Origin of the sequence: Aquitalea sp. FJL05, assembly GCF_003852595.1 — a bacterium.
Classification (GTDB): Bacteria; Pseudomonadota; Gammaproteobacteria; order Burkholderiales; family Chromobacteriaceae; genus Aquitalea; species Aquitalea aquatilis.
Genome location: NZ_QAJS01000001.1, coordinates 158,723 through 182,778, shown reverse-complemented (window position 1 = coordinate 182,778; position 24,056 = coordinate 158,723). Strand labels below are relative to the sequence as shown.

Here is a 24,056-nt window from a genome sequence, read left to right as displayed (position 1 = left end):
GTCAGCGCTCCGCCAGCCGGCCCGGTGCCAGCTTGCCGGCCAGCAACAGCACCAGCACACAGACCACCGAAGTCACCAGCACCAGCCGGTTGGCACTGTCGTCCTGGCCGGCTTGTACTGCTTCGTAAATGGCGACCGACAGGGTCTGGGTCTTGCCGGGAATGCTGCCGGCCACCATCAGCGTGGCCCCGAATTCGCCCAGCGCACGGGCAAAGGCCAGCAGCAGGCCAGCCAGAATGCCGCGCCAGGCCAGGGGCAGGGTAATGCGGAAAAAGATGCCGATTTCCGATACTCCCAGCACGCGGCCGGCCTGTTCCAGCTGGCCATCCACCGCTTCGAAGGCGGCGCGGGTCGGCTTGTATACCAGCGGAAATGCCACCAGTGCGGCGGCGATCACCGCGCCTTGCCAGGTGAAAATCAGGTTGATGCCAAACTGCTCTTGCAGCCAGGCACCCAGCGGGCCGCGCCGCCCCAGCAGGGTCAGAAGGTAATAGCCCAGCACAGTGGGCGGCATCACCATGGGCAGGGTCAGCAGGGTGTCCAGCAGATCGCGGCCGGGGAAACGGCCACGCGCCAGCAGCAGGCCCACCGCCACGCCCAGCAGCAGATTGAGCAGGGTGGCGCAGCCGGCTACCCGCAGTGACAGGAAAAGTGCCGTCCACGCCGGGTCGGCAAGCCAGTCGCCCATCTCAGGGCTTCTGGAAGCCGTAGCGGCTCAGCACGGCTTGTGCTGCCGGCGACAGCAGGTAATTGACGAAGCGTTGCGCCTCGGCAGCATTGCTGCTGGCTGCGGTGCGCGCCACCGGGTAGGAAATGACCTCGTCCAGCGGCACGCTGAAGGCCACTTTCACCTTGTCCGGCATGATGGTAGCGTCGGTCTGGTAGACAAAACCGGCCTCAACTTCGCCGCGGGCGACATAGTCCAGCGACTGCCGCACATTCTGGGTATTGATGGCCTTGGCCTCTACCGCCGGCCACAGGCGGGCGTTTTCCAGTGCCCGCTTGGCGTAGCGGCCCACCGGCACGCTGGCCGGGATGCCCAGTGCCACATGCTTGATGGCGGCCTGCTGCAAATCGCTTAGCTGCTGCAGCTTCAGCTTGCTGTCGGTCGGCACGATCACGACCAGCGCATTGCGGGCAAAGTCCTTGCGGTCCGCGCTATTGACCAGCTTCTGCTTCACCGCGCTGTCCATGGTTTCCTGGTCGGCCGAGGCAAAGACATCCACCGGTGCGCCCTTGGCAATTTGCTGTAGCAATGCGCCGGATGCAGCGAAGTTGAAATTGATCTTGCTGCCGGGGTTCTGTGCTTCAAAACCACGGGCAATGTCCTTGAACGCGTTGGTCAGGCTGGCGGCAGCGGAAACGGTGATTTCACCGGCCAGGGTGTTGCCTGCCAGCAGCATGCTGCACAGGGAAAGGGCAATCAGCCTTGCTTTCATTGCGGGCTCCGGTTTGCGTGTGAAGGCGTAATATACCCGGATATATAACGCTGGGAAATAATCCTTCCGGGGAAGGGGCTGTCGGCTGAAGTTGCTAGTGTGGCTGTCGCTACGGCATGCCGGATTACTGTCTGGGCGGTCAAGAGTAATTGCGCTGCCAGTGTGCCGCATGACAGCGCAAACCGGCTGTGGCGGCCATGCAGAACGACCGTTCCGGCGGGGATGGGCTGCCTAGAATGGTGGGCAGGAAGACAGGTTCTGCCTGTCATGTTTGCTGACGCCACCGGAAAGCCCGCCATGTACTTTACCCAAGCCATTACCCGCCTGCCTGCCGATTCTGTTGCCACTGGCCTGACCACCGCCAGCCTGGGCGCGCCGGACGCCGAGCTGACCCGGCAGCAGTTTCGTGCTTACGTCGACATCCTGCTGCAACTGGGGCTGACCGTGACCACCCTGCCGGCGCAGCCGGATTATCCCGACGCCCATTTTGTGGAAGACGCCGCCGTGCTGATGCCGGAGCTGGCCATCATCACCAATCCGGGAGCGCCATCCCGCCGTGGTGAAATCCACAGCATTGCCCCGCTGGTTTCGCGGTTCCGGCATGCAGTGTGGCTGGGAGAGGGCGCGCACATGGATGGCGGTGACGTGCTGATGGTGGACAAGCGCTTTTTTATCGGGCTGTCCAGCCGCACCAATGAGGCGGGCATCAGCCAGTTTGCCGCCGCAGTAGAGAAATTTGGCTATAGCGTGCAGGCGGTGCCGGTGGGTGCGGGGCTGCACCTGAAATCCATTGTCAATTACGTGGGGCGCAATACGCTGATTTTATCGGAAGATGCCGTCAACAACCCGGCATTCACTGGCTTTGCGCAAATCGTGCTCAGCCCGCAGGAGGAGTACGCCGGCAACACGCTGTGGATCAACGACACGCTGATCACCCCCAGCGGCTATCCGCATACCCTGCGCCAGTTGCAGGCACTGGGCCTGCCCATCATCCAGACCGATACCAGCGAAATCCGCAAGATGGATGGCGGCCTGACCTGCCTGTCGCTGCGCTTCTGAGGCGCTAGGCTGTCGCGCGGCGCGCGATCCGGCTCAGGGCCGTGCCGCGCCGTCGCGCTTGATCTGCTGCAATTCGGTAGTGGTGAGGATTTTTTCGATGTGAAACGCAGTGCTGGCCAGCCAGCGGTCGGCCAGTTGGCGGTATTCGTCGATATGCTGGCAGCCGATGCGCAGCAGGAAATCAAAGCTGCCACTGACCAGCCAGCAATCCAGCACCTGCGGCGTGGCCTGGATTTCACGGGTAAATGCCTGTTGCGACACCACATGGTCGGCTAGCGACACCTGGGCCAGTACCACCAGCGCCGGTGCGGCCTGGGGCAAGTCGACAATGGCGCTGTAACCCTTGATGATGCCGGCTTTTTCCAGTCGTCTGACCCGCTCCAGGCAGGGGCGGGCGGTCAGGTTTACCTGCTCGGACAGGCGCTGAAAAGGCAGGCGGCCATCCCGCTGCAATACTTCCAGGATTTTCAGGTCGATGCGGTCAAGACTGGGCTTGTGATCCATGTTTCCTGTTTTCGCGAAGCCCGGCGTGGTGGGGCAAGGCTTACGATTGGAGCGGCCCGCCCTGGCCTTGTCAAGCCGGCTGGCCGTCAAAAAAATGCTTGTGCCATGCGGCATCCGCTTTTACGATGAGTCTGCCCCTACATGGGCAACGTCGCTCGGACGGTTCCGGGCGCTTACGTGAAAGGTTCACATGGCTTCTTCTGCAGGCAAGCGCCGCTTTGCGCGCATCGATCGTCTCCCTCCCTACGTATTCAATATCACCGCCGAGCTGAAACTGGCCGCCAGACAGCGCGGCGAGGACATCATCGACCTGAGCATGGGCAACCCCGATGGTGCCACGCCGCCGCATATCGTGGCCAAGCTCAATGAAGTGTCGCAGCGCCCCGATACTCACGGCTATTCCGCGTCCAAGGGCATTCCACGCCTGCGCCGCGCCATTTCCCGCTGGTACAAGGACCGTTACCAGGTAGAGATCGACCCCAATAGCGAGGCGATTGTCACCATCGGCTCCAAGGAAGGCCTGGCCCACCTGATGCTGGCCACGCTGGATGGTGGCGATACCGTGCTGGTGCCGGACCCCAGTTACCCGATTCACATCTACGGCGCGGTGATTGCCGGGGCACAAATCCGTTCGGTACCGCTGGTGCCGGGCATCGATTTCTTTGCCGAGCTGGAAAAGGCCATTCGTGGCAGCTACCCCAAGCCCAAGATGATGGTACTGGGCTTTCCGTCGAACCCTACTGCGCAGTGCGTGGAGCTGGATTTCTTCGAAAAGGTGATTGTGCTGGCCAAAAAACACGACATCTTCGTGGTGCACGATCTGGCCTATGCCGACATCGTGTTCGATGGCTGGAAAGCGCCGTCCATCATGCAGGTGCCGGGCGCCAAGGATATCGCCGTCGAATTCTTCACCCTGAGCAAGAGCTATAACATGGCCGGCTGGCGCATCGGCTTCATGGTGGGCAACCCCGATCTGGTGGCGGCGCTGGCGCGGATGAAGAGCTATCACGACTACGGTACTTTCACCCCGCTGCAGGTGGCCGCCATTGCCGCGCTGGAAGGCGATCAGCAGTGCGTGCGTGATATTGCCGAAAAATACCAGCAGCGTCGTGATGTGCTGGTGAAAGGGCTGAACGAGATCGGCTGGGAAGTGGAATGCCCCAAGGCCTCCATGTATATCTGGGCGCGCATTCCGGAAAAATGGCGCGACCTGGGCTCGCTGGAGTTCGCCCGACTGCTACTGGAGCAGGCCAAGGTATGTGTCTCGCCCGGCATCGGTTTTGGTGACCAGGGCGATGAGTATGTGCGCTTTGCGCTGATCGAGAACGAGGCCCGTATCCGGCAGGCGCTGCGTGGCATCAAGGCCATGTTCAAGGAAGCGCAGATAAGCGCCTGAGCGGGCGCACTAATAAAGCTGGCCGGCAGTGCCGGTCAGCTTTTTCCTGACAGAAGCTCAAGCGATCAAGCAGCCATCACCCGGTTGCGGCCGGCCTGTTTGGCGGCATACAAGGCCTGATCGGCCACCTCCAGCACTTGCTCCCAGTTGGCACTGTTCTTGGCCAGCGTATAGCCGATGCTCACCGTCACGCACATCTCCACGCCGTGGCAGTGGATGCGGCGAGCGGCAATATTGGCGCGGATATCGTCCAGCCACTGCCGGCAGCTATCCTGGTCACAGCCATCGGGCTGCGGTGAAAACAGCAGAAACTCCTCACCACCCCAACGCGCCAGGATATCTCCGTCTGAGGCCGCCTCGCGCAAGGCGCGGGCGCAGTCACGAATCACCTCGTCGCCAAGCTGATGGCCGTGGCTGTCATTGATTGCCTTGAAGTGGTCGATATCGATCATGGCCAGCAGGAAAGCCTGCTCGCCATGCCGCTTGCGCTGACGGCGAATGCGCTCGTGAAAAGCATTGCGATTGAGCAGGCCGGTGAGCGGGTCGGTCGTGGCGGCGGCAAACAGTTTTCTCTGGGTGTTGTACACCAGACCAGTGGTGGACAGGATGACGATAATGCTGGAGATAATGCTGACCAGCAGGGTTTCTATCATCGATTTTTTCTCGTTTGCCAGCGTCTCTGATACATCTTCTTCCACGGCCAGATACCAGCTACTGCCCGGCAGTTTGCGTATGCCGACAATGCGCTCTGTTGCTGTGGATTGCAGCAGGAAATTATGCGGTACTGACTCGTCCTGATGAATGGCTGTATTCATCGACTTGAAATCAAAGTGGGGCGGAAAGGCCGAGACGCTGCTGCGGATGATGATATTGCCGGACTGATCAAATATGTAAATGGCGTTGTTGTATTTTTCAGCGTATTTGTCGATGATTTTCTTGAAGCGGTGCAGCTCCAGGCTGATGCCGACAATGCCGATGATCTGGCCTTGATCATCAAAAATTTTCTCATTGGCAAAAACCAGCAACGAGTCATTTTCCTGGTATTTGCCCAGATTAAGCTCATAGACGGCCGGATCGGCCAATACCCGCCAATACCAGGCATCCCTTGCCGTATTCTTGTGCAGTACAAGCTGACTGCCGCTATCGGTGTAGTATTTCTTTTCGGCATCATCCACCAGGAAAGCTGTGGTGGCATTGTATTTTTCTTTTATCCCGCGCAGATATTTGCGAATGGTGACGGGGTTGCTGTTCTTGTCGATTATCCAGTCACGGACAAAGCTGTCATGGGCCATGAAAGTGGCAATATCTACCGGATTCATGATGTTGCTTTGTATCTCGGTGTAAATGGAATCCCCAATCAAGGGCAGGGATTCTTCCAGAACCCTTTTTTCGGCTTCGCTCTTTTCGCGTGAATAAGTGACGACAGCGCTGATGGAAAAACCGATGCTGATAATGAGGGAAATGAAAATAATCTGTTTATGGTACCGGCCACGCATGACTCACCCCGATATATTTCTTATTTGAACCAATATTATTATGCTGGGAAGACGCATTTGCCGTGCGTTCCCCGCCCTGTTTATAACCCAACTATGCGTTAAAGCCCAGCTTGCTGTGTCGTCAGCAGGTGGCTGGCTGGGTGGCAGGTGCGGTGAAGCGTTGGGGGTTCGAAAGAAGAAAGTGCTAGCCGGAGCCGGTGTGACTTGGAAGCGCCAACAAAACCCGGCGCTCTGCATGACGCCTCCTGGCCGTACATCTTGTACGGCCGGTATTGGCGCGCGTTGGACTGGGTTCTCTGCGCGGTTTTGTTCGTGGCGCTTAGGGCTGGGGCGGCTGCTTCTGTTGGCGGAACAAGGCCCATTCCTCGATGACCCGGCCATCCGCCAGCTGACACAGGGAAAACTCATTGCCGGCGCTGTCTTTTTGCGGCAGCAACTGGCCACCTTGCTTGATGCAGTACACCGAGGCGGGATTGGCCATGCCCACCATGCCAGGGGAGGGTGTGGTGGATGAAGTCGCGCAGCCGGCCAGCAACGGGCCGAGCAAGGCGGGGATAGGGTAGCGAGAGCGGGTAAGGACGGACATGCATGGCTCCAGGGACGCTTGCTGCAATGGCGCAAGTATAGCGCGGGCATTGCTGGTCCTGGCGCGGATGATCGGTATGGGGCAAAGCAAAGCCGGGCGCGCAGTTGCGGCCCGGCTTTGTCTGTCGGGGCTGGTTGACGGGCTAGCCGAATTACCTGCTGGCGATCTGCACGCCGTGCTGCTTCTTGTCGGTATTGATGCGGATGGTGATGCGCTTGGCCGGTATGCCGGCGGCCACCAGGAAGTCTCGAACTTCGGCGGCGCGGGCTTGTGCCACCGATTTGGCCTTGCTCGAGCTGCCACGGTAGCAATAGCCGCGCAGGGTGATCTTTTTCATGGCCTGGATGCTGCTGATCTGTCGCAGAATCTGCCCCTTGCCCACGGGGTCCAGCGTGCTATCCGTTGCTGCAAAGGGGATAAAGCCAGGCGCTGCCGCCATATTGGCGTCGATTTTCTGGTTCAGCACAGCCTGGGCTGGGCTGTTGCTGTTTGCTGAGGACAGGGTGGCGGTCGGCTTGTTGATGGCATTGTTGCCAGTGGTGGCGGCTTGCTGGCTATTGGTGCTGGAACAGGCTGCCAGAGTGGTGGTGAGCAGGCAGCCAAGCAGAAGACGTTTCATGGTGATGGTTCCGTGTGGAGTAAGGGCGTTGCTGGGCATTCTTCGCATCGGCCTGAGTCGATGTCGCACGCAGCATGGATGAAAGCAGTCCGACATGACGATGTTATGAAAGTTCGCGCTTGTAGAACAGAGGCTATTCCATACGGATAACGCACCGCCATGATATCGGATGACAGCAAGATTGGCCGGCATGCCCGCCATGACACGCTGAGGGCTGCCGAGTGAGCCGGGTGGCCAGCTAGCGCATTACTCTGGAAGCTGCCCCGCAGGGCAGGGCAGTCGTTGAGCTGTAGGCCCTTATGCCGCCATCGCATCCTCTCCATACCCGCCGCCATGAAAAGTTGCGCTAGCAGTCCCGGGGGACAATCTGCTTCAGATGGCACCGGCGTCGAACACCAGGGTGACCGTACCCACAAAGCGCTCGCCGCTTTGCTTGGCCATGGCCGTCACATCCGGTGCCGCCACGGTAAAGTGCAGCTGCGAACGGCGCGCGGCGCTGGCAGCCTGAGAGCCGAACACCACCGCGACCGCGTTGCTCAGTGGCGTGCGCGCAGCCTTCTGGCCGCTGATTTTCTCTCGCAAGCCCTCCATGCTCAGCGCCGTCGCCACCGGCACCACCAGCTGTTTGCCATTGGCAATGCCGCAATGGCTGCCCACCGTGTACTGGCATTCCAGTCGCACACTGAAGTTGCCCGAGCTGGCCACGGTAAACGGGATATTGCGCTGCAGTGGGCCGGGGGCGCGGCCCTGCTGCAGCCACACCGACCAGCCACCGGCAGGCTCCAGTAGCACCTGAAGGGCGTTGTCCGGGTAGTTCACTTTCAGTTCATGTGCCACGCTCAAGACAAAATTGATTTTGACAAGACTGGCGTCGGCGGTGGCGGTGTCGCCAAAGTCAAAATCCTGACCGGGGCCAATACGGTACTCCAGGCTGCCTTTGTACTCGCCATTGCCCAGCTCCAGCGGGCTGGGGGTTTGCAGTTCGTACATCAAGCCGGTATCGGTCATGCTGACGCCTGGCGACGCAATGGTGTAGGCGGCCTGTTTGTAACATCCCCCGGCGCTTTCCGGATAACCCCAAAGTGCCGATGCCCATTTGTCGGAAAGCCAAGTATTGGTCAGCATGGTGCAATTGCCTGATGGATAGTTCCAATAGCTGCCCACCCAGAGTTTGTTGTGGGCATCAAGCGCGGTGCCTCCGCCAACAATCTCCGACGCGGTTTGCGTCAGGTTGTAGGTGCTGGCCATGCCGCTGACGCGAAAGCGCAGCTGGCTGCTTTGCCCGGTCTGGGTATTGACCACCTGCACCGTGCGAAAGGTATTGGGCACCTTGATGTACACGCCTTTGCGTGGGTCGGTTTGACCGCTTTTCAGGCTGGGATAGGACCAGTTTACCGGTAGGCCGATACTGAAAGTCTTGCCGGTACAGCTATTTGGCCAGTGGCGGCAAAAGCCGGCCAGCGGGGTGGTATTTTCAAATTGAACGGTTTGCGGAGACAGCACGGAAGGGCGAAAGCGCGCGCTGATGTTCAGCTCCACCCCACTGGCGCTGGCAGCCAGCAGGCAGGCGGCAAGGCTGCTGACCAGTTGGTGTCGCCAGGTGCTGCTGTGCTTGCGGTCTTGCATTGCTTTGCCTTTGTTCCAGGGTGAAAGCACGACGGTGAGGTCGCGCCGGGTAAGGGGCTACGTGGGTCAGCGCGCTTGCTCCAGCATGGCATTGCATTCGGCCACGGCTTGCGCCAGGTCGGCCACGATCTCGCGGCATTCCGCCAGCGACTGCTGGCTGACGCTGTCTTGCAGCAGTTCGCTGAGCGACAGCATTTCCTGGTCCTGCACCATGCGCGCGGCACCCATCAGCTTGTGCGTCAGGCCGGCCATCTGCACAAAGTCGGCCTGCGCACAGGCTTGCTGCAGGGCGGCGATGTCCTGCTGATTGCTTTCTTGCATCAGGTCGATGAATTGCTGGCGCGATACCGTGGCCAGCTTCAGCCCGGCAATGCGCTGCTGCAGGATGTGCCGGCGTTGCTGGCTGGCATCGTCCTGCGGGCAGGCGGCCAGCGCTGCCGTCAGTTGCTCGATATTGACCGGCTTGATCAGGCAGCAATCCATGCCGGCTGCCAGGGCCTGCTCCAGATTGCGCGGCCGGGCATCGGCGGTGTAGCCGATGATGTAGGGCTGTTTGCCGGGACGTGCGCGCAATTGGCGCGCCAGGCTGAAGCCATCCATGCCCGGCATGAAACAGTCGCTGATGACGATGTCGCAGTGCTCGGTTGCCAGCAAGCTCAGCGCCTCTTCTGCACTGGGCAGGCTGCGGATGTCGTGCAGGCCGATAAAATTCAGTTGTTGTTGCAGCAGCAGCCGGTTGGCCGGATGGTCATCCACCACCAGCACCCGCAATGCGGTTTCTATCCGCTGCTGGGGCGGCGCGGCCGTGGCATGGCTGATGGTGCAATCGCAGCGGCAGGGTATGCGGATCGATACCGTGGTGCCGACGCCCAGTTGACTGGCCAGGCTGATGTCGCCGCCCATCTGCCGCAGCAGGTTGGCGCATATCCACAAGCCAAGACCGCTGCCCGATTTGGCGGCTGGATTTTCCTGCGCATAGGCATCGAAGATGCCTGTCTGTGCCTCGCTGGAAATGCCGCGCCCGGTATCGCTGATGTCCAGTTGCAACACGCCCTGGCTGGATGACTGTGCCCGCCACTGGCAGTCGATGCGGATGTCGCCGTGTTCGGTGAACTTGATCGCATTACCCAGCACGTTGCCCAGAATCTGGCTGACCCGCTTTTCGTCCATGTACAGCGTGTCGGGCAGGGCCGGGTTGGTATGCAGCGTGAGTACCAGTCCGTTTTCCTTGGCAATCGGCCCGTATAGCGCCGCCATATTGGCCAGCATGCGCCAGGGCTGCGCCGGATGCGGCGCGATGCTCAGTTGGCCGGCCTCCATCTTGGCCTGGTCCAGAATGCCATCCAGCAGGTGCAGCAGGCTGGTGGCCGACTGGAAAATGGTGCTCAGATTGCTGTTGGCGGCTTTTTTCAGCTCCAGTTCCAGCAGGCCGAGAATGGCATTCATCGGCGTGCGGATTTCGTGGCTGATCACCGCCAGAAAGGTGGTTTTGGCACGGTTGGCGCTTTCGGCATCGTCCCTGGCCTGTTCCAGCGCCCGCTCGCTGTGCTTGAGCGGGGTGATGTCGAACCAACCGCCCAGGATTGCGCCCTCATCCTGGGTAAGCGTGACAAAGGGCTTGGCCCATAGCAGCAAGTCCTGCTTGCCCTGGCGGGTGCTGACCTGACCCTCCCGCTGCGTGCTGCCTTCGGCCCGGGCGGTGGCAATGATGTCGCGCTGCAGTACCTCCAGTGCGCCATCGTCACTTTGTGCAAGGAGTTCGCGGTAAGGCGGGTTGGACAGCTCAATGCCGCTGCCGGGCAGTTTGATGAAGAGGGCAAACGGCAGCTGGTCTACCAAGCGGCCCAGGGTGTCCAGCCGTTCGCGCAAGACGCGCTGCTGTCGCCAGTGGCGGCGGCTACGGTAGGCGATCAGCACCAGCAACGCCACCAGGCTGGCCACCAGCAGCCAGATCATGGTTTGGTAGTTGCGGTCGTTCAGGCGGCTCAGGCCAACATGCATGGCGCTGGCCTTGCTGTTGACCCAGTCCAGGCGCAGCTTGTCCAGTTCCTCTTGCGGTATGGCCAGCACTGCCTTGTTGATGATCTCGGCCAGTACCGGCAGGGCGCGGCTGGTGCCAATGGCGATGTCCAGCGGTGTCTGGTTGGCCGTGCCGATGACCTTGAACTGGCCCAGTTCGCCATTGCGCACGATGGCGTTGGCGGTCAGCAGGCTGTTGATGTTGGCATCGACCTTGCGCTCGGCCAGCAGGCGGAAGGTGCCGAGCATGTCGTCCGCTTCCACAAACTGGATGCGCGCACGCAGGGCCGGGTCGCTGATGCTTTCCCGGGCCGCCGAATGGCGGATGATGGCCACCTTCTTGCCTGCCAGGTCGGCCAGCGAGCGGATAGCGCTTTCGTCATCGCGGGTGATCACCCCCCACAGCGAATGGGCGTAGGGTACGGAAAACAGCATGTCCTGGCGGCGGCGCTCAGACACCGCCAGATTGGGGATGATGTCGACCTCACCTCTGGAAAAGTCCACCAGCCGGTGGTCGCCGCTGTGGGGCGCTTCGACGAAGCGCAGGCCGGTGCGCTGGGCAATCTTTTGCAGCAGTTCGATAGCCATGCCGGCGGCCGGGGCATCCGGGCTGGTCTTGAAGGCCAGCGGGTAAAGATCGCCCGGTACGGCGTAGCGCACGACGGGATGCGCCTGAATCCAGGCCTGTTCGCTGGGCGACAGCTTGATCTGCTGGCTGATGTTGTAGTGTTCGTTGCCACCCTGCCAGCGCTTCTGAACTTCCAGCTCCACCCGGCTGGGAATGGCAGCCAGGGCATCATTCAGGCTGGCCTGCTGCGTGCGCTGGTTCTGGCGCAGCAAGAACACGAAGGGATCGTCTTCCAGCGCGGAGTAGTTGGCAATTTCCAGGCTGTCCAGCGACAGCTGGTTGATCAGGAAATTCGCTTCGGTGGGGTTGCCAATATAAAGATCGGCCTGCTGGAAGGCGACGGCTTGCAAGGCTTGCAAGCCATTGTCAAAGCGCTGTATCGGGCTGCCCGGATAAATACGGGCCAGCTGTGCCGCCAGGGCGGGATGTTTGCCGATGGCAATGCGCGGGCGGCGCGTATTGCCATCATCGACCCGCCTTACCTCGATGAGGCGATTGGGGAAATAAACATGCGTGCTGAGCAGGTCTGCCGCCTGATCGCTCTGGTTGCCTGCCAGCAGGTCTATGCTGCCGGCGCGCAAGGCCTGCAGTGCCTGCTGTTTGTCGCTGAAGGGCAGGGCCTCGATGTGCCGGCCAAGCTGGCGGCCGATCAGCGCCAGGTAATCGGCGCTGATGCCTTCCAGCTGCGTGCTGTCCTTGCGCACGTAGTAGGGAATGTACTCATCCAGCACCATGCCCACCTTGAGTGGCGGGCGCTGGCGTTCAATGCCGGTTTGGCTGGCGGGCTGGCCGGGGTAGAGCTGTAGCGGCAGCGGCTCTGCCAGCGCTAGCCGGGCAAACCAGCACAGCACCAGGCACAGTCCGCCAAGCCAGTACTCAGTCCGCCGCATGAATCTGTACCTGCTGCGCCAGCTGCATCACCGACTGCACCTTGAGTTTCTGGAAGATGCGCGTCTTGTAAGTGCTGACAGTCTTGTTGCTGATGGCCAGTTGTCGGCCGATATCCAGATTGGACAAACCCTGGGCCAGCAGGCGCGCAATCATCAATTCGCGATTGGACAAGCGGCCGATCGCACCATCCACTGTCGGATCGCCTGCCGAATTCAGGCTCTGCATGGCGGCCTGGGGGAAAAAGGTATAGCCCGCCAAGATCATGTTGGCCGCTTGAAAGATGTCTTCCAGATCCTTGCTTTTGCTGATATAGCCGTGCGCGCCGCATTTCAGGGCGCGTAGCGCGTAAATGTTTTCATTCTTGGCGGACAAGAATAAAACCTTACTCGGCAAATGGGCGGCGCAAACACGCTGCCATACCTCAAAGCCGTCGATATCCGGCAACTCCAGATCCAGAATAATCAAATCGGCTGCCTTCTTTTTTAAAAAGGCCAGGCCATCCATACCATTACCCGTATCCAATAGAACATTAAATTCATTTGCATTATGGAATAAGCCGCGAATGGCGATGCGAATGGCTGGGTGATCGTCGATGATGACAATTGATTTCATGGGTGTCCTGATGCTCATTAGCGGCGAATAATAACAATTCAGAAGTGTTTTTGTCTATTTTAGGAAATTTCATACAAAAATAAAGACAGATCGCATATTTAGTTAAGACTTATCTTGGATACAATAGCCCGCTATGAGTAAGGTGAATTTATGACGAGATTCTTGGTAATTGACGATCACGCGCCACAGCGTTTTCTGATTGCTGATTTGTTACGCACTATCGGTTTTGAAAATATTACCGAGGCCGCCTGCGCCAGCAGCGCCCTGGCAGCAATATGCCAGCCAGCTGCCGAGCCTTTTGATGTACTTATTTGTGACCTGCAAATGCCGGATATGGATGGCATTGGCTTAATCAGAATGCTGGCAGCGCGCGGGGTAAAGCCTGCGGCCCTGATACTGATGAGTTCTTATGATCACCGCATCTTGCAAGCGGCTGAAATGGCAGCCAGGGAGTCACATTGGCAGGTGCTGGGGAGCGTGCAAAAGCCTGTTTCTTGTGAGGATTTGCGCCGGGTGCTGGCTACGGAAGCTGGCTCGGAATTGCCGGAAGGCAGATTGTCTGCACCTGTGTATCTGAATAGTGAGGAGATATGGGACTCTTTATGCAAAGGTCAATTTGTTGCGCATTACCAGCCAAAATTCAATCTGGATACCATGGATTATATCGGTGCCGAATTACTGGCACGCTGTGATCATCCTTATTATGGCTTGCTCACGCCGGCCAGCTTTCAGGAGTTGTTTGATGATCCGGATGCGCTCAGGCAATTGACATGGCAAATGCTGCATCAGGGTTTGAGAGATTTACAACGCTGGCATGCGCAAGGCCTGCGTGTTTCTCTGGCATTCAATCTGGGTTGGCAGTTATTAAAGCAGAGCGATTTTGCGGCAGTGTTGATTGAAGAAACCAGCCGGCGCGGTATTGATCCCGCCAGCATTATCATCGAAGTCACCGAAACCGAAGAGCTATCTGATCTGGCTCAGGTATTGGGCAATATGGCGAGTTTGCGGCTGCATGGTTTTCAATTGGCCTTGGATGACTTTGGTAGTGGCTATGCCAATTTGCAGTTATTAAGCCAGATGCCGCTGACACAGCTCAAGTTGGACCAAAGCCTGTTGCGGGCAGCCAGTCGCGGCCGGGATGGCCTGACCGTACTGGCCGCCGCAGTCGGCATGGCCAAAAGTCTGGCGGTGACCGATGTGGTGCTGGAAGGAATCGAAAGCACGCAGGATCTGGACATTGCCCGTCAATTGGATATCAGCACCGGCCAGGGCTATTTTCTGGCGCGGCCGATGAGTGCACATGAAATCGGAAACCGGTTTTGATGGCTGTCCGGCGGGCAAGGCGGAAAGAGGAAGGAAAGAAATGCGCTTGATCATTCTGATTATCACACTGCTGGCTGCGGGCCTGGCGCAGGCCGGGCCGGTCATCAGCATCGGTGCGTTGTACAACTATATCGATCATGACCGCAGTTCCATCCTGAAGCGGATCTACAACAGCGGCAGCAATACCGCATTTGTCCGGATCACCATCCATGAAGTGGTGTACGACAGCAATGGCAAGCATCGCGAACTGCCCGTCACCCGCGCCGAAGACGGTGCCAGGCTGGAGGGGCTGATTGCCAGTCCCTCACATGTGATCGTCCCGGCATCTTCTGCCAGCAGCGTGCGGCTGCTGCATGTCGGCTCGCGTGAGCGGGAAAGCTATTACCGCGTGCGCTTCGTGCCGGTTTTGCCGCAGAAAAAAGACGAATTCGGGCTGGATGACAAGGCGGCCAATCAATACCAGAACTCGCTGGATGCCGGGGTGAACGTGCTGACTGGCTATGGCGCTTTTCTGATTGTCCGGCCGCATGTCGAGCATTACGACACCGTGCTGGACAGCAAGGATGATGCCTTCGTCGTCAGCAATCGCGGCAACAGCACCATCGTGCTGGAGGCCTTGTACCAGTGCGAGGCCGGCAATGTCTGTACCGATGCGGTAAAGCGCCATGTCTTGCCGCAGGCAAGCTTGCGCCTGGAGCGAACGCCACAGCGGCGTTACCACTTCGAGTTGATAGAGGGGACACGATCCAAGCCCGTATCCCTTCCCTGATGTCGAGCTGTGCTTGGAAACAATATGGAGATGTACATGATGAAGAAATTATTTTTGGCGCTAGCACTGGCGACTGTGTGGGGCAATGCATTGGCGGAAACAAGCAAGTTGCAACTGACGGTGGAAGCGCGTATTCCGTCCGACAATTTTTATGTCACGCCAGTTAGCGGCTGGGGCGGTCAGGTGCAGAACATGACCTGGCAGCCCGGCACCAGCAACCTGGAGCCTTTGCAAAAAACGCTGGAAATGAAGAGCACGCTGGGCCCGATCCAGGGCTATCTGGAAGAAGCCGCCATCCTGTACAGCAGCAATGGCCAGAACGCCATCCCGCTGAACGTGAAAGTGGCGGACAAGAAGCTGGAAGTGGGCAGTACCAGCAAGGTGGAAGTGATGTCGGCCACCAATGCGGCAGTCAGCAAGCGGGTAACCCTGGCGCTGGAACCGGTAAAACCCAGCAATGGTTATCAGGCCGGCCAGTACAACGCAGTGGTCAACATGATGTTTGAGAGCGTGGCACCGGGCGGCTGATTTGTCGGCGGTAGCGCCGTTTTCTTTTTTTCATTCGATGGTTTTGGCGCGCCGTCCGGCGTGCCTTTTTTAACTTCCGAGACCGATGTTGCATACCAATACACTGTTGGCGGCCTGGCTGCTGGTCAGTGGTGTGGCGACAGCAGGTACTACTGTGCTGACACCCTCCCTGCAGCAGCAGGCAGAAGATATTCCCGCAGAATTCGCCGATCGATTGTTTACCAGCCCGCAAGCCAGCCGCGTCGAACTCAATGGCGCATTCCTGGGGGATGCCTTGCTGGCGCTCAGCCGCGACGGCCGCGTGCAGTTGCTGCAGTTCAGCGATGCTGGCCCGCAAGGGCAGACCACGCTGCAGACAGTCTGGCAACACTATCTGAGCGAAGCCAAGCCGCTGGGTGACTGCAAGACCGACTGCCCGCGTGGCTTGCTCGGCATGCATTACAGCGTGGAAAACGCCACGCTCTACCTGCTGAGTCAGCATGCCGAAAGCCATGAGCAGGCCGGGGCTTATATCCTGCCGCCCGCGGCGGGCAGCCAGGGCATGATTGCACGCAGCCAGTTGAACCTGGCGGGTGCACAGCAGGGCGGGGCAGGTGGACGCTACGCACTGGACGTGAGCGGCAGCCTGGGCAACTGGACCAGTCACGGCGGCGCACTACTCAGCCGCAGCAGCGGCATGGATGCCGGCTGGCGTCACGCGCTGACTCAGCTGTATGCCCAGCGTGAATATGCGGGCAACTATGTGCGGCTGGGTTATTTCACCCCGGACAACCAACAGATGGTGTTGCTGCCACGCCCGCTGGCTGGCAGTGGCAGCACCACCCTGGGTGTGATGGCAGGCAGTTCCGCCACGCTCAGGAGTAGTCACGATTTCTCCAGCAGCTATCCGATTTATGTCACCGCCAACCGTGACGGCATGGTGGAAGTGCTGCGCAATGGCGTGCTGCTGCATAGCCAGCCGGTCAGCTCCGGTTTGCAACTGGTCAACACCCGCAGCCTGCCCGAGGGGGTGTATCAGGTAGAAGTCAGGCTATTGCAGGACGGCGTGCTGCACAGCACGCAAAGCGAATGGATTTACAAATCGCCCAGCTGGGGCAGTGCCGAACAGCGCTGGCGCTACAACCTGTTTGCCGGCCAGCAGCGCAAGTTGCTGGATAATTTTGACGGCAGCGACGCCGGTGAGCCGGTCTGGGGCGGCAATCTCAATTACCTGGTACTGCCGCAACTGGTGGCCGGCATCAATGTGGCGCGCACCGGACAGCACGGCGGCCATGGCGCATCGGTGGCGGTGGATTTCACCAGCGACAGCAAGCTGATTGCCAACTGGCTGCACAGCGGGCAGGCCGGTAATCAGGCAGATCTGCAATGGTATGGCGGTTTTGGTGACGGCAGCGTGCTGCTGGGGCTGAGCCAGTGGCGGCAAAGCCTGCCCGATGGCGGCAGCCAGCCGGTGCGTACCGTCAACCTGACCTGGCAGCAGCAACTGGGCCGGGGCGACAGCCTGTCGGCCCGGCTCAGTCATGGCAATGGCCAGGGCCAGGGTGTGGGGCTGGATCTGGGCCTGAGCCGGCGCCACAAGCTGTGGGGTAGCGATCTGGTGTCCCGGCTGTCGATGTTCGACCGCCCCTATGGCGGCATGGGCGGGCAGCGCAGCCGTGGCATCGAGCTGTCGTTGAACCTGGATTTTGCCAGTGAGGGCCGCAGCTTCAGCGCCACCCTGGGAAGCCGCAACGGGGGCGGCAGCAATCGCGAGCAATATGCCGGCCTTACCTTGCGCCAGCGTCAGGAGGCATCGTGGCTGCAGCAATATGGCATAGGGCTGAATGCCGATCGTTACGGCCTGGGTGTCACTGGTGATGTGCAATGGCGGCATGCGCTGGCACAAGGCGATGCCTATCTGGCACGCGCCGCGCAAGGCGGCCGTTTCAGTGGCGGCGTCAACGTGGAAAGCACCCTGGCACTGAATGGCCAGGCGGTGGCGCTGTCGGCCGACGGGGTGTCCAGTGCAGTCGATACCGCAGTCATTGTGGATGTGGCATCGGACATCCCGGAGTTGACCCTGCATGCAGAAGACAGCAGCGGCGGGCACTACACCTTGCATCGCGGACGCAATCTGCTGCCGGCCTCGCCTTATCGCCCAGGCAAGTTCAGCTTCTATTTCGCCGAGCGCGACGCCACGGCCGCCAGCATCAGCCCGGCCCAGTCTAGCTATCACCTCAACAAGGGCGGCGTGGATTACGTGGTGGTGAATGTGCGCAAGATCGTCACCCTGGCCGGTCGCCTGCAAGGGGCCGATGGCCGTCCGCTGGCCGGTGCGGCCGTCATCAACCATGCCGGGCGCACCATGAGCGACAGCGATGGCTTCTTTAGCGTGGATGTCAGTGCCAGCCAGCCAGAACTGGAAATCAAGCTGAACGGCCAGCGCCAGTGCCTGTTCAAGCTGGCGGGCAATCCGCCGGCCAAAGCACAGGATGTACAGTTTGTCGGCGATATCCGCTGCGCGCCCTTGCTGGCTCAGCACGCAACAGATAGCGCCAGCCTGCCGCCTGCCAGCCGCCCCGGCCCGCTGTTATAAAACAAGACCCGGCTGGCAGCCTCCCAGCCGGGCGCGGCAGGCTTGCGCAGTAGCGCCTGCCATCCTCCGGTTTGCTGATAAGTAACGCAGTTTTCCTTGTTTCCACTGGCCAGGCCGGCCGATTACAGTAAGAGCGGCTAACAAAATAGCGTAGCGCCCCTGGGGCAAGGCGGCGCTACGCCGCCGCAGGGTTTTTGTTAGCCGCACTAAGCCCATACCGCAATCACACTGAACAGGAAGCAATATGACACTGCGACTTGGCGATATCGCCCCCGACTTCAGCCAGCAATCCACGGCGGGTGAGCTGAATTTCCACGCCTGGAAGGGCGACAGCTGGGCTGTACTGTTTTCCCACCCGGCCGATTACACCCCGGTGTGCACGACCGAACTGGGGGTGGCCGCCAAGCTGAAGCAGGAATTCAGCCAGCGCAATGTCAAGGTGTTGGCCTTGTCGGTCGATCCGGTAGAGGCCCACCACGGCTGGATTGCCGACATCAACGACACCCAGCAGGCCAATGTGAATTTTCCCATCATTGCCGACGCTGACCGCAAGGTGTCCGAGGCTTACGATCTGATTCACCCCAATGCCAGCAGCACCCATACCGTGCGTTCGCTGTTCATTATCGACCCGTCGCACAAGGTGAGGCTGATCATTACCTATCCGGCCAGCACCGGTCGTAACTTCCGCGAGATCCTGCGGGTGATCGACTCGCTGCAGCTGACCGACAAACACAGTGTTGCCACGCCAGCCAACTGGGAACAGGGGCAGGAAGTGGTGATCGTGCCGTCGCTGCAGGATGAGGCGCTGATCCGCCAGAAATTCCCTCAGGGTTATCGTGCGGTCAGGCCCTATTTGCGCCTGACGCCACAGCCGGTTTAGCGCCGCTTGCAATAATTCGCTGCGCTCCCTGCTCAAGGTCGGCCAATGCCGACAAGCCGGGAGGGGGCGTAGCGAAGTCGAATTTGTTGTTGTCCTGAGTTGTCTTGAGTTGTCTCTGTTTCTCCTTCTTGCATGTCTCTTCTTCAGCCGGATCTTGCGATCCGGCATTTTTTTGCCTGCCTTGCGCGGCTTCTTTAGCGAAATTTTTGCTAACCAGAGCATTTTTTATTGCTTATCGATATAAAAAAGCTCTGTTACCGTGGTTTTATCAGCCGCTGCGGCCAAACCCACGAGAAAGACCACCCCATGAGCATTCAATCCATTAATGTCCGCAACCAGTTCAAAGGCGTAATCAAGGAAATCCTGGAAGGGCCGGACCGCCTCCGGCATTGTCACCTCGGTGATTACCACCCGTTCGGTGCGCGAGCTGCAATTGAAGGTTGGCTCGCCGGTGGTGGCCTTCGTCAAGTCCACTGAAGTGTCGATTGCCACGCTGGCCTGAGGAGGTGCGCATGAGCTCGCAACTGTCAGTGCAAGCCCTGGATCAGCTGTTTGTCCAGGCAAGATCGACGCATCATTTTCAACCAAGGCCGGTGAGCGAAGACACCATTCGCCAGCTGTACGCGCTGCTGAAATGGGGGCCGACCGCCTTTAATGGCCAGCCGGGCCGTTATCTGTTCATTCACAGTGCCGAGGCAAGGCAAAAGCTGCTGCCCGCGCTGTCTTCCGGCAACCGCGACAAGACCGCCGCCGCACCGCTCACCGTGGTGCTGGCTTACGACCCGGCTTTTCATCAGCATCTGCCCGGGCAGTTTCCGGCTTATGACGCCAAGGGTTTCTATGATGGCCTGCCGCAATTGCTGGAACCGCATGCGCGGCTCAATGCCAGCCTGCAAGCGGCGTATCTGATTCTGGCTGCCCGTGCACTGGGGCTGGACGCCGGGCCGATGGCAGGGTTTGATGCGGCGGCGGTCGATGCGGCCTTCTTCCCTGACGGGCAGTGGCGCAGCCTGTTGCTGCTTAACCTGGGCTATGGTGTGCGCGACGGTCAGCCGCCGCGCGGTCCTCGGCTGGAGTTTGAACAGGCTGCTGCCATCGTTTGACCGCATCACCCTTGTCAGTCAGCTCGCCGCCCATGCGCATGCATTGGCGGCTTTTGTCGTAATTTGCCGTTATTTATCTGAATTTAAGATATAAAACGGCGATTTTCTTGGTTTGTCGATTCATGCCGGATGGTTAGTCTGTCCCCTGAATGTGCTGCCCACCCACTTGCGGCAGCCACCATCAGGGAGTCTGCAATGCAGTCATCAACAATCAAATTTTCACGCTGGGGCGGTGTGCTGGCCACGCTGTTGCTGGCTGTCAGTACGCTGGCCGTGGCCGGTTCCAACGGCATCAAGGTGGGGGTGTCATCCACCCCGCAAATCGAATCGCTGCAGATTGCAGTAAAGGAAGCCAAGGCCCAGGGGCTGAATGTGGAGCTGGTCGAGTTTTCCGACTGGAACACCCCCAATGCCGCACTGGCCAATGGCGATATCGATGTCAATTATTTCCAGCACATTCCCTTCCTGGAAAACGCCAAGAAGCAGGGCGGTTATGACTTCGTACCGATTGCTCCCGGCACCATCATGAAAATCGGCCTGTATTCGCACAAATGGAAATCCTTTGCCCAGATTCCGGTGGGCGGCAAGGTGGCCATTGCCGGCGATCCGGTGAATGGTGGTCGTGGCTTGCTGCTGCTGGAAAAAGCCGGGCTGATCAAGCTCAAGCCTGGCCTGGGTTACAAGGCCACCATCCAGGACATCGTGGCCAATCCGCGCAAACTGCAGATCGTACAGCTGGAAGCCTCGCAACTGGCGCGCTCGCTGGATGACGTTGATCTGGCGCAGGGCTATCCGTCCTTCCTCAAGCAGGCGGGCGACAACCCGGACAATGCCTTGCTGTTTGACGGGCTGGAAAACAAGATTTACGCCCTGCAATGGGTGGTGCGCAAACAGGATGTGAACAATGCGCAAATCCGCCGCTTCATTGCCATCTATCAGCAATCAAGGCAGGTGCGTGCCTCGCTGGACAAGGTGTTCGGCAAGTTGTACGCCCCGGCCTGGCTGTAAGGAAGCTGGCATGAATGCACGGGCAGATATTGCAGTGAGCACCCCACCGGCTGCCGCAGCAGCGGAGGCTGAAGTACTGGTGGAGTTTCAGCAGGTGAGCCGTCGGTTCCAGGCGGGCGGACGCAGCGTACAGGCCTTGCAGGAGGTGGAGTTCGGCATCCGGCGCGGCGAAATCTTCGGCATCATCGGCCGTAGCGGCGCAGGCAAGTCTACCCTGTTGCGCAGCATCAACCGGCTGGAATCACCCAGCAGTGGACGTGTACTGGTGGGCGGACGTGACCTGTCCGGATTGAACGAAGCCCAACTGGCACAGGCGCGGCGTGGCATCGGCATGATTTTCCAGCATTTCAACCTCCTGTCCTCGCGCACGGTGGCGCAGAACATCGGCCTGCCGCTGAAGATTGCCGGGCTGGCCCCTTCGGAGATAGAGCAGCGTGTGGACGAACTGCTGCACCTGGTCGGGCTGGAGGGCAAGCGCGATGTCTACCCGGCACGGCTGTCCGGCGGGCAGAAGCAGCGGGTGGGTATTGCCCGCGCGCTGGCGCACCGGCCGGACATCCTGCTGTGTGACGAGGCCACCTCGGCGCTGGACCCGGAAACCACCCAGTCCATCCTGGCGCTGTTGCGTGACATCAACCGCCAGCTGAATGTCACCGTGGTGCTGATTACCCATGAAATGGCAGTGATCCGCGAAATCTGCGACCGCGTGGCGGTACTCGAGGCAGGGCAGGTGGTGGAGCTGGGCCCGGTATGGCAGGTGTTTGGTGCACCGCAGGCCGACGCTACCCGCGCCTTGCTGGCATCGCTGGTGCACGAGCTGCCGCCTGATGTGCAGGGGCGCATTGCCAGCGAGCCGGCCACGGCCCAGTCCGAACTGCTGCTGGATGTGCGGCTGGACGGGGTCAGCGGGCAAGACCCGGCGCTGGGGCCACTGGTCAGCGCCCTGGGGCCGGCCACCCGCCTGCTGCATGGCGGTGTGGAACGGATACAGGGCCGGGCGCAGGGCCGGCTGGTGCTGGCGTGCGCACCGCAGTCACGCAATCGTCTGGGCGATCTGGCCCGTCAGCTGGCCGTGCCGGTCGGCAATATTCGCATCCTGGGGTATCTGGACCATGCCTGATTTTGTTGATTTGTATCTCACGGCCACCTGGCAAACCCTGCAGATGGTCAGCGTGTCGGCGCTGGTATCGGCCTTGTTCGGGCTGGCGCTGGCCTTGCTGCTGGTCACCACCGGTCCGGGCGATCTGTATGCCCGGCCCTGGCTCAACCGTGGGGTGGGCAGCGTGGTCAATGTGTTCCGCTCGGTGCCTTTCATCATTTTGCTGGTGGTCTTGCTGCCGTTCACCCGGCTGGTGGTGGGCAGCACCATTGGCGTGTGGGCCGCGGCGGTGCCCTTGTCGGTGGCCGGTATTCCGTTCTTTGCCCGCATCGCCGAAGTCAGCCTGCGCGAGGTGGACCGTGGCCTGATCGAAGCGGTACAGGCCATGGGCGGCCGCCGCCGTGACGTGCTGTGGCAAGTGCTGCTGCCGGAGGCGCTGCCCGGCATCGTGTCCGGCCTCACCATCACCCTGGTGGCGATGATCGGCTCCTCGGCCATGGCCGGGGCGGTGGGGGCCGGCGGGCTGGGGGATGTGGCCATTCGTTATGGTTATCAGCGTTTCGACACCCAGGTGATGGTGTCGGTATTGCTTGGCCTGATCGTGCTGGTCAGCGTGGTGCAGACCGTGGGCGATGCCCTGGCACGCCGGCTGAACCATCGTCAATGAAACAGGAGTTGTCATGAGTCATCAAGCATTGTTCCAGGAGGCGGCACTGATCCGCAGTGATGCCGAGGCGCTGGAAGTGGCCCGCCGGCTGGCGGCACAGTTTGCTCAGGAGGCCGGGTTGCGTGATCGCGAGCGGCGTTTGCCCTGGGCCGAGCTGGCACAGTATTCGGCCAGCGGCCTGGGTGGCATCACCGTGCCCAAGTCGCATGGCGGGGCCGGCGTCAGCCTGCTGACGCTGTCGCAGGTGTTCCGCATCCTGTGCGCGGCCGACCCCTCGCTGGGGCAGATTCCGCAGAATCACTTTGCCGTGCTGGAGGTGTTCCGCCTGCTGGCCACGCCGGCGCAGCTGCGCTTCATCTATAGCGAAGTGCTGTCCGGGCGGCGGCTGGGCAATGCCGGGCCGGAAAAAGGCCAGCAGTCCATGCTGCAACTGAGCACCCGGCTACAGCGCGGCACGGACGGGCTGCGGCTGAGCGGCCAGCGCTTTTACTCCACGGGTGCCCTGTTTGCCGACTGGATTCCCACCCGTGCCAAGGATGAGTCTGGGCTGACGGTGCAGGTGCTGGTGCCGCGCCATGCGCCGGGTGTTGAAGTCATCGACGACTGGTCGTCGTTCGGCCAGCGCACCACGGCCAGCGGCTCGGTGCGTTTCGACCAGGTGCTGGTGGACGAAGCGCATATCCTGCCGGTATGGCAGCTGGCCGACCGGCCAAACCTCACTGGGCCGGTTTCCCAGCTGATCCAGGCGTCGATCGATGCCGGCATTGCCGAGGCAGCCCTGCGCGATGCCATCCTGTTCGTGCGCGAACATGCCCGTCCCTGGCTGGACTCCGGGGTGGAGCGGGCCAGTGACGACCCCTTTGTCATCCATGTCATCGGCCGGTTGCAGATCGATCTGCATGCGGCACAGGAGGTCCTGGACAATGCCGCGCGCACGCTGGACCGACTGCTGGCGGGTGACATCAGCGATGCCATCAGTGCCGAGGCATCCGTTGCCGTGGCCGAGGCCAAGGTGCTGACCACCGAAATCGCCCTGCAAGCCAGTGAAAAGCTGTTCGAACTGGCCGGTTCGTCCGCCACCCGTGCGCGCCACCAGCTGGATCGTCACTGGCGCAATGCCCGGGTGCATACCCTGCACGATCCGGTGCGCTGGAAATACCACGCCATCGGCCAATACCACCTTAACGGCGCCTTTCCCGCGCGCCATCAATGGAATTGAAAGGAGAATC

21 protein-coding genes and 1 pseudogene are annotated in these 24,056 nt (G+C 60.4%); 13 read left to right on the top strand and 9 right to left on the bottom strand.

The window, feature by feature from the left end; all coding sequences use genetic code 11:
• Position 1: 1 nt before the first annotated feature.
• Entirely contained in the window at positions 2-688 is a 687-nt protein-coding gene (modB, locus tag DBR44_RS00830) for a molybdate ABC transporter permease subunit (protein WP_124641122.1), read from the bottom strand.
• A gap of 1 nt (position 689) precedes the next feature.
• Complete coding sequence (gene modA, locus DBR44_RS00825; RefSeq protein WP_124641120.1) at positions 690-1,439, bottom strand: molybdate ABC transporter substrate-binding protein; 750 nt, start codon at positions 1,437-1,439, stop codon at positions 690-692.
• Positions 1,440-1,736: 297 nt separating this feature from the next.
• Between modA and DBR44_RS00820 the strand changes: the two genes are divergently transcribed.
• Entirely contained in the window at positions 1,737-2,498 is a 762-nt protein-coding gene (locus DBR44_RS00820; protein ID WP_124641118.1) for a dimethylarginine dimethylaminohydrolase family protein, read from the top strand.
• Between the two features lie 33 nt (positions 2,499-2,531).
• Here DBR44_RS00820 and DBR44_RS00815 read toward each other — a convergent pair whose 3' ends face one another.
• The gene (locus DBR44_RS00815) at positions 2,532-3,002 is read right to left on the bottom strand and encodes an Lrp/AsnC family transcriptional regulator (protein WP_124641116.1); all 471 of its coding nucleotides are present in this window, start codon (positions 3,000-3,002) and stop codon (positions 2,532-2,534) included.
• 190 nt (positions 3,003-3,192) lie between these two features.
• On the opposite strand from DBR44_RS00815, the gene alaC reads away from it, so the two are divergent.
• Positions 3,193-4,398: an alanine transaminase gene (gene alaC / locus DBR44_RS00810; RefSeq protein WP_124641114.1), complete on the top strand. Its 1,206-nt coding sequence runs from the start codon at positions 3,193-3,195 to the stop codon at positions 4,396-4,398.
• A gap of 65 nt (positions 4,399-4,463) precedes the next feature.
• On the opposite strand, the gene DBR44_RS00805 is transcribed toward alaC, so the two are convergent.
• From DBR44_RS00805 to DBR44_RS00780, 6 genes are all read right to left on the bottom strand, one after another.
• On the bottom strand, positions 4,464-5,717 hold the full coding sequence (locus tag DBR44_RS00805) for a diguanylate cyclase domain-containing protein (protein WP_370449615.1): 1,254 nt from the start codon (positions 5,715-5,717) through the stop codon (positions 4,464-4,466).
• 496 nt (positions 5,718-6,213) lie between these two features.
• Entirely contained in the window at positions 6,214-6,480 is a 267-nt protein-coding gene (locus DBR44_RS00800) for a DUF333 domain-containing protein (RefSeq protein ID WP_124641110.1), read from the bottom strand.
• A gap of 151 nt (positions 6,481-6,631) precedes the next feature.
• Positions 6,632-7,099: an OmpA family protein gene (locus DBR44_RS00795; RefSeq protein ID WP_158613528.1), complete on the bottom strand. Its 468-nt coding sequence runs from the start codon at positions 7,097-7,099 to the stop codon at positions 6,632-6,634.
• A gap of 372 nt (positions 7,100-7,471) precedes the next feature.
• Entirely contained in the window at positions 7,472-8,725 is a 1,254-nt protein-coding gene (locus DBR44_RS00790; protein ID WP_124641106.1) for a hypothetical protein, read from the bottom strand.
• A 66-nt stretch (positions 8,726-8,791) separates the two neighbouring features.
• Positions 8,792-12,262 carry a transporter substrate-binding domain-containing protein gene (locus tag DBR44_RS00785; RefSeq protein WP_124641104.1) on the bottom strand — a complete coding sequence of 1,157 codons (3,471 nt, stop codon included), beginning with the start codon at positions 12,260-12,262 and terminating at the stop codon, positions 8,792-8,794.
• On the bottom strand, positions 12,249-12,875 hold the full coding sequence (locus tag DBR44_RS00780; protein ID WP_158613527.1) for a response regulator: 627 nt from the start codon (positions 12,873-12,875) through the stop codon (positions 12,249-12,251). Before DBR44_RS00780 ends, DBR44_RS00785 begins: the two co-directional genes overlap by 14 nt.
• A 150-nt stretch (positions 12,876-13,025) precedes the next feature.
• Here DBR44_RS00780 and DBR44_RS00775 point away from each other — a divergent pair, with 150 nt between their 5' ends.
• The 11 genes and pseudogenes from DBR44_RS00775 (at position 13,026) to DBR44_RS00725 (ending at position 24,046) form a co-directional block, all read left to right on the top strand.
• The gene (locus DBR44_RS00775) at positions 13,026-14,198 is read left to right on the top strand and encodes an EAL domain-containing protein (protein WP_124641100.1); all 1,173 of its coding nucleotides are present in this window, start codon (positions 13,026-13,028) and stop codon (positions 14,196-14,198) included.
• The gene (locus DBR44_RS00770; protein ID WP_124641098.1) at positions 14,176-14,967 is read left to right on the top strand and encodes a molecular chaperone; all 792 of its coding nucleotides are present in this window, start codon (positions 14,176-14,178) and stop codon (positions 14,965-14,967) included. The genes DBR44_RS00775 and DBR44_RS00770 overlap by 23 nt, the downstream gene beginning before the upstream one ends.
• Positions 14,968-15,003: 36 nt before the next feature.
• Positions 15,004-15,495, top strand: coding sequence for a CS1 type fimbrial major subunit (locus DBR44_RS00765; protein WP_158613526.1), 492 nt, complete (start codon positions 15,004-15,006; stop codon positions 15,493-15,495).
• 85 nt (positions 15,496-15,580) lie between these two features.
• Positions 15,581-18,070 (top strand): CS1-pili formation C-terminal domain-containing protein, encoded by a 2,490-nt coding sequence (locus DBR44_RS00760; RefSeq protein ID WP_124641094.1) that lies wholly within the window; start codon positions 15,581-15,583, stop codon positions 18,068-18,070.
• 244 nt (positions 18,071-18,314) lie between these two features.
• Positions 18,315-18,950 carry a peroxiredoxin gene (locus tag DBR44_RS00755; RefSeq protein ID WP_124641092.1) on the top strand — a complete coding sequence of 212 codons (636 nt, stop codon included), beginning with the start codon at positions 18,315-18,317 and terminating at the stop codon, positions 18,948-18,950.
• Between the two features lie 306 nt (positions 18,951-19,256).
• Positions 19,257-19,452 (top strand): annotated as a pseudogene (locus tag DBR44_RS20060) (molybdopterin-binding protein).
• Between the two features lie 10 nt (positions 19,453-19,462).
• On the top strand, positions 19,463-20,053 hold the full coding sequence (locus tag DBR44_RS00745; RefSeq protein WP_124641090.1) for a malonic semialdehyde reductase: 591 nt from the start codon (positions 19,463-19,465) through the stop codon (positions 20,051-20,053).
• Between the two features lie 195 nt (positions 20,054-20,248).
• On the top strand, positions 20,249-21,061 hold the full coding sequence (locus DBR44_RS00740; RefSeq protein ID WP_124641088.1) for a MetQ/NlpA family ABC transporter substrate-binding protein: 813 nt from the start codon (positions 20,249-20,251) through the stop codon (positions 21,059-21,061).
• A 10-nt stretch (positions 21,062-21,071) separates the two neighbouring features.
• Positions 21,072-22,181 (top strand): methionine ABC transporter ATP-binding protein, encoded by a 1,110-nt coding sequence (locus DBR44_RS19990; RefSeq protein WP_124641086.1) that lies wholly within the window; start codon positions 21,072-21,074, stop codon positions 22,179-22,181.
• Positions 22,174-22,827, top strand: coding sequence for a methionine ABC transporter permease (locus tag DBR44_RS00730; RefSeq protein WP_124641084.1), 654 nt, complete (start codon positions 22,174-22,176; stop codon positions 22,825-22,827). Before DBR44_RS19990 ends, DBR44_RS00730 begins: the two co-directional genes overlap by 8 nt.
• A 13-nt stretch (positions 22,828-22,840) precedes the next feature.
• Complete coding sequence (locus DBR44_RS00725; RefSeq protein ID WP_124641082.1) at positions 22,841-24,046, top strand: SfnB family sulfur acquisition oxidoreductase; 1,206 nt, start codon at positions 22,841-22,843, stop codon at positions 24,044-24,046.
• Positions 24,047-24,056: the final 10 nt, after the last annotated feature.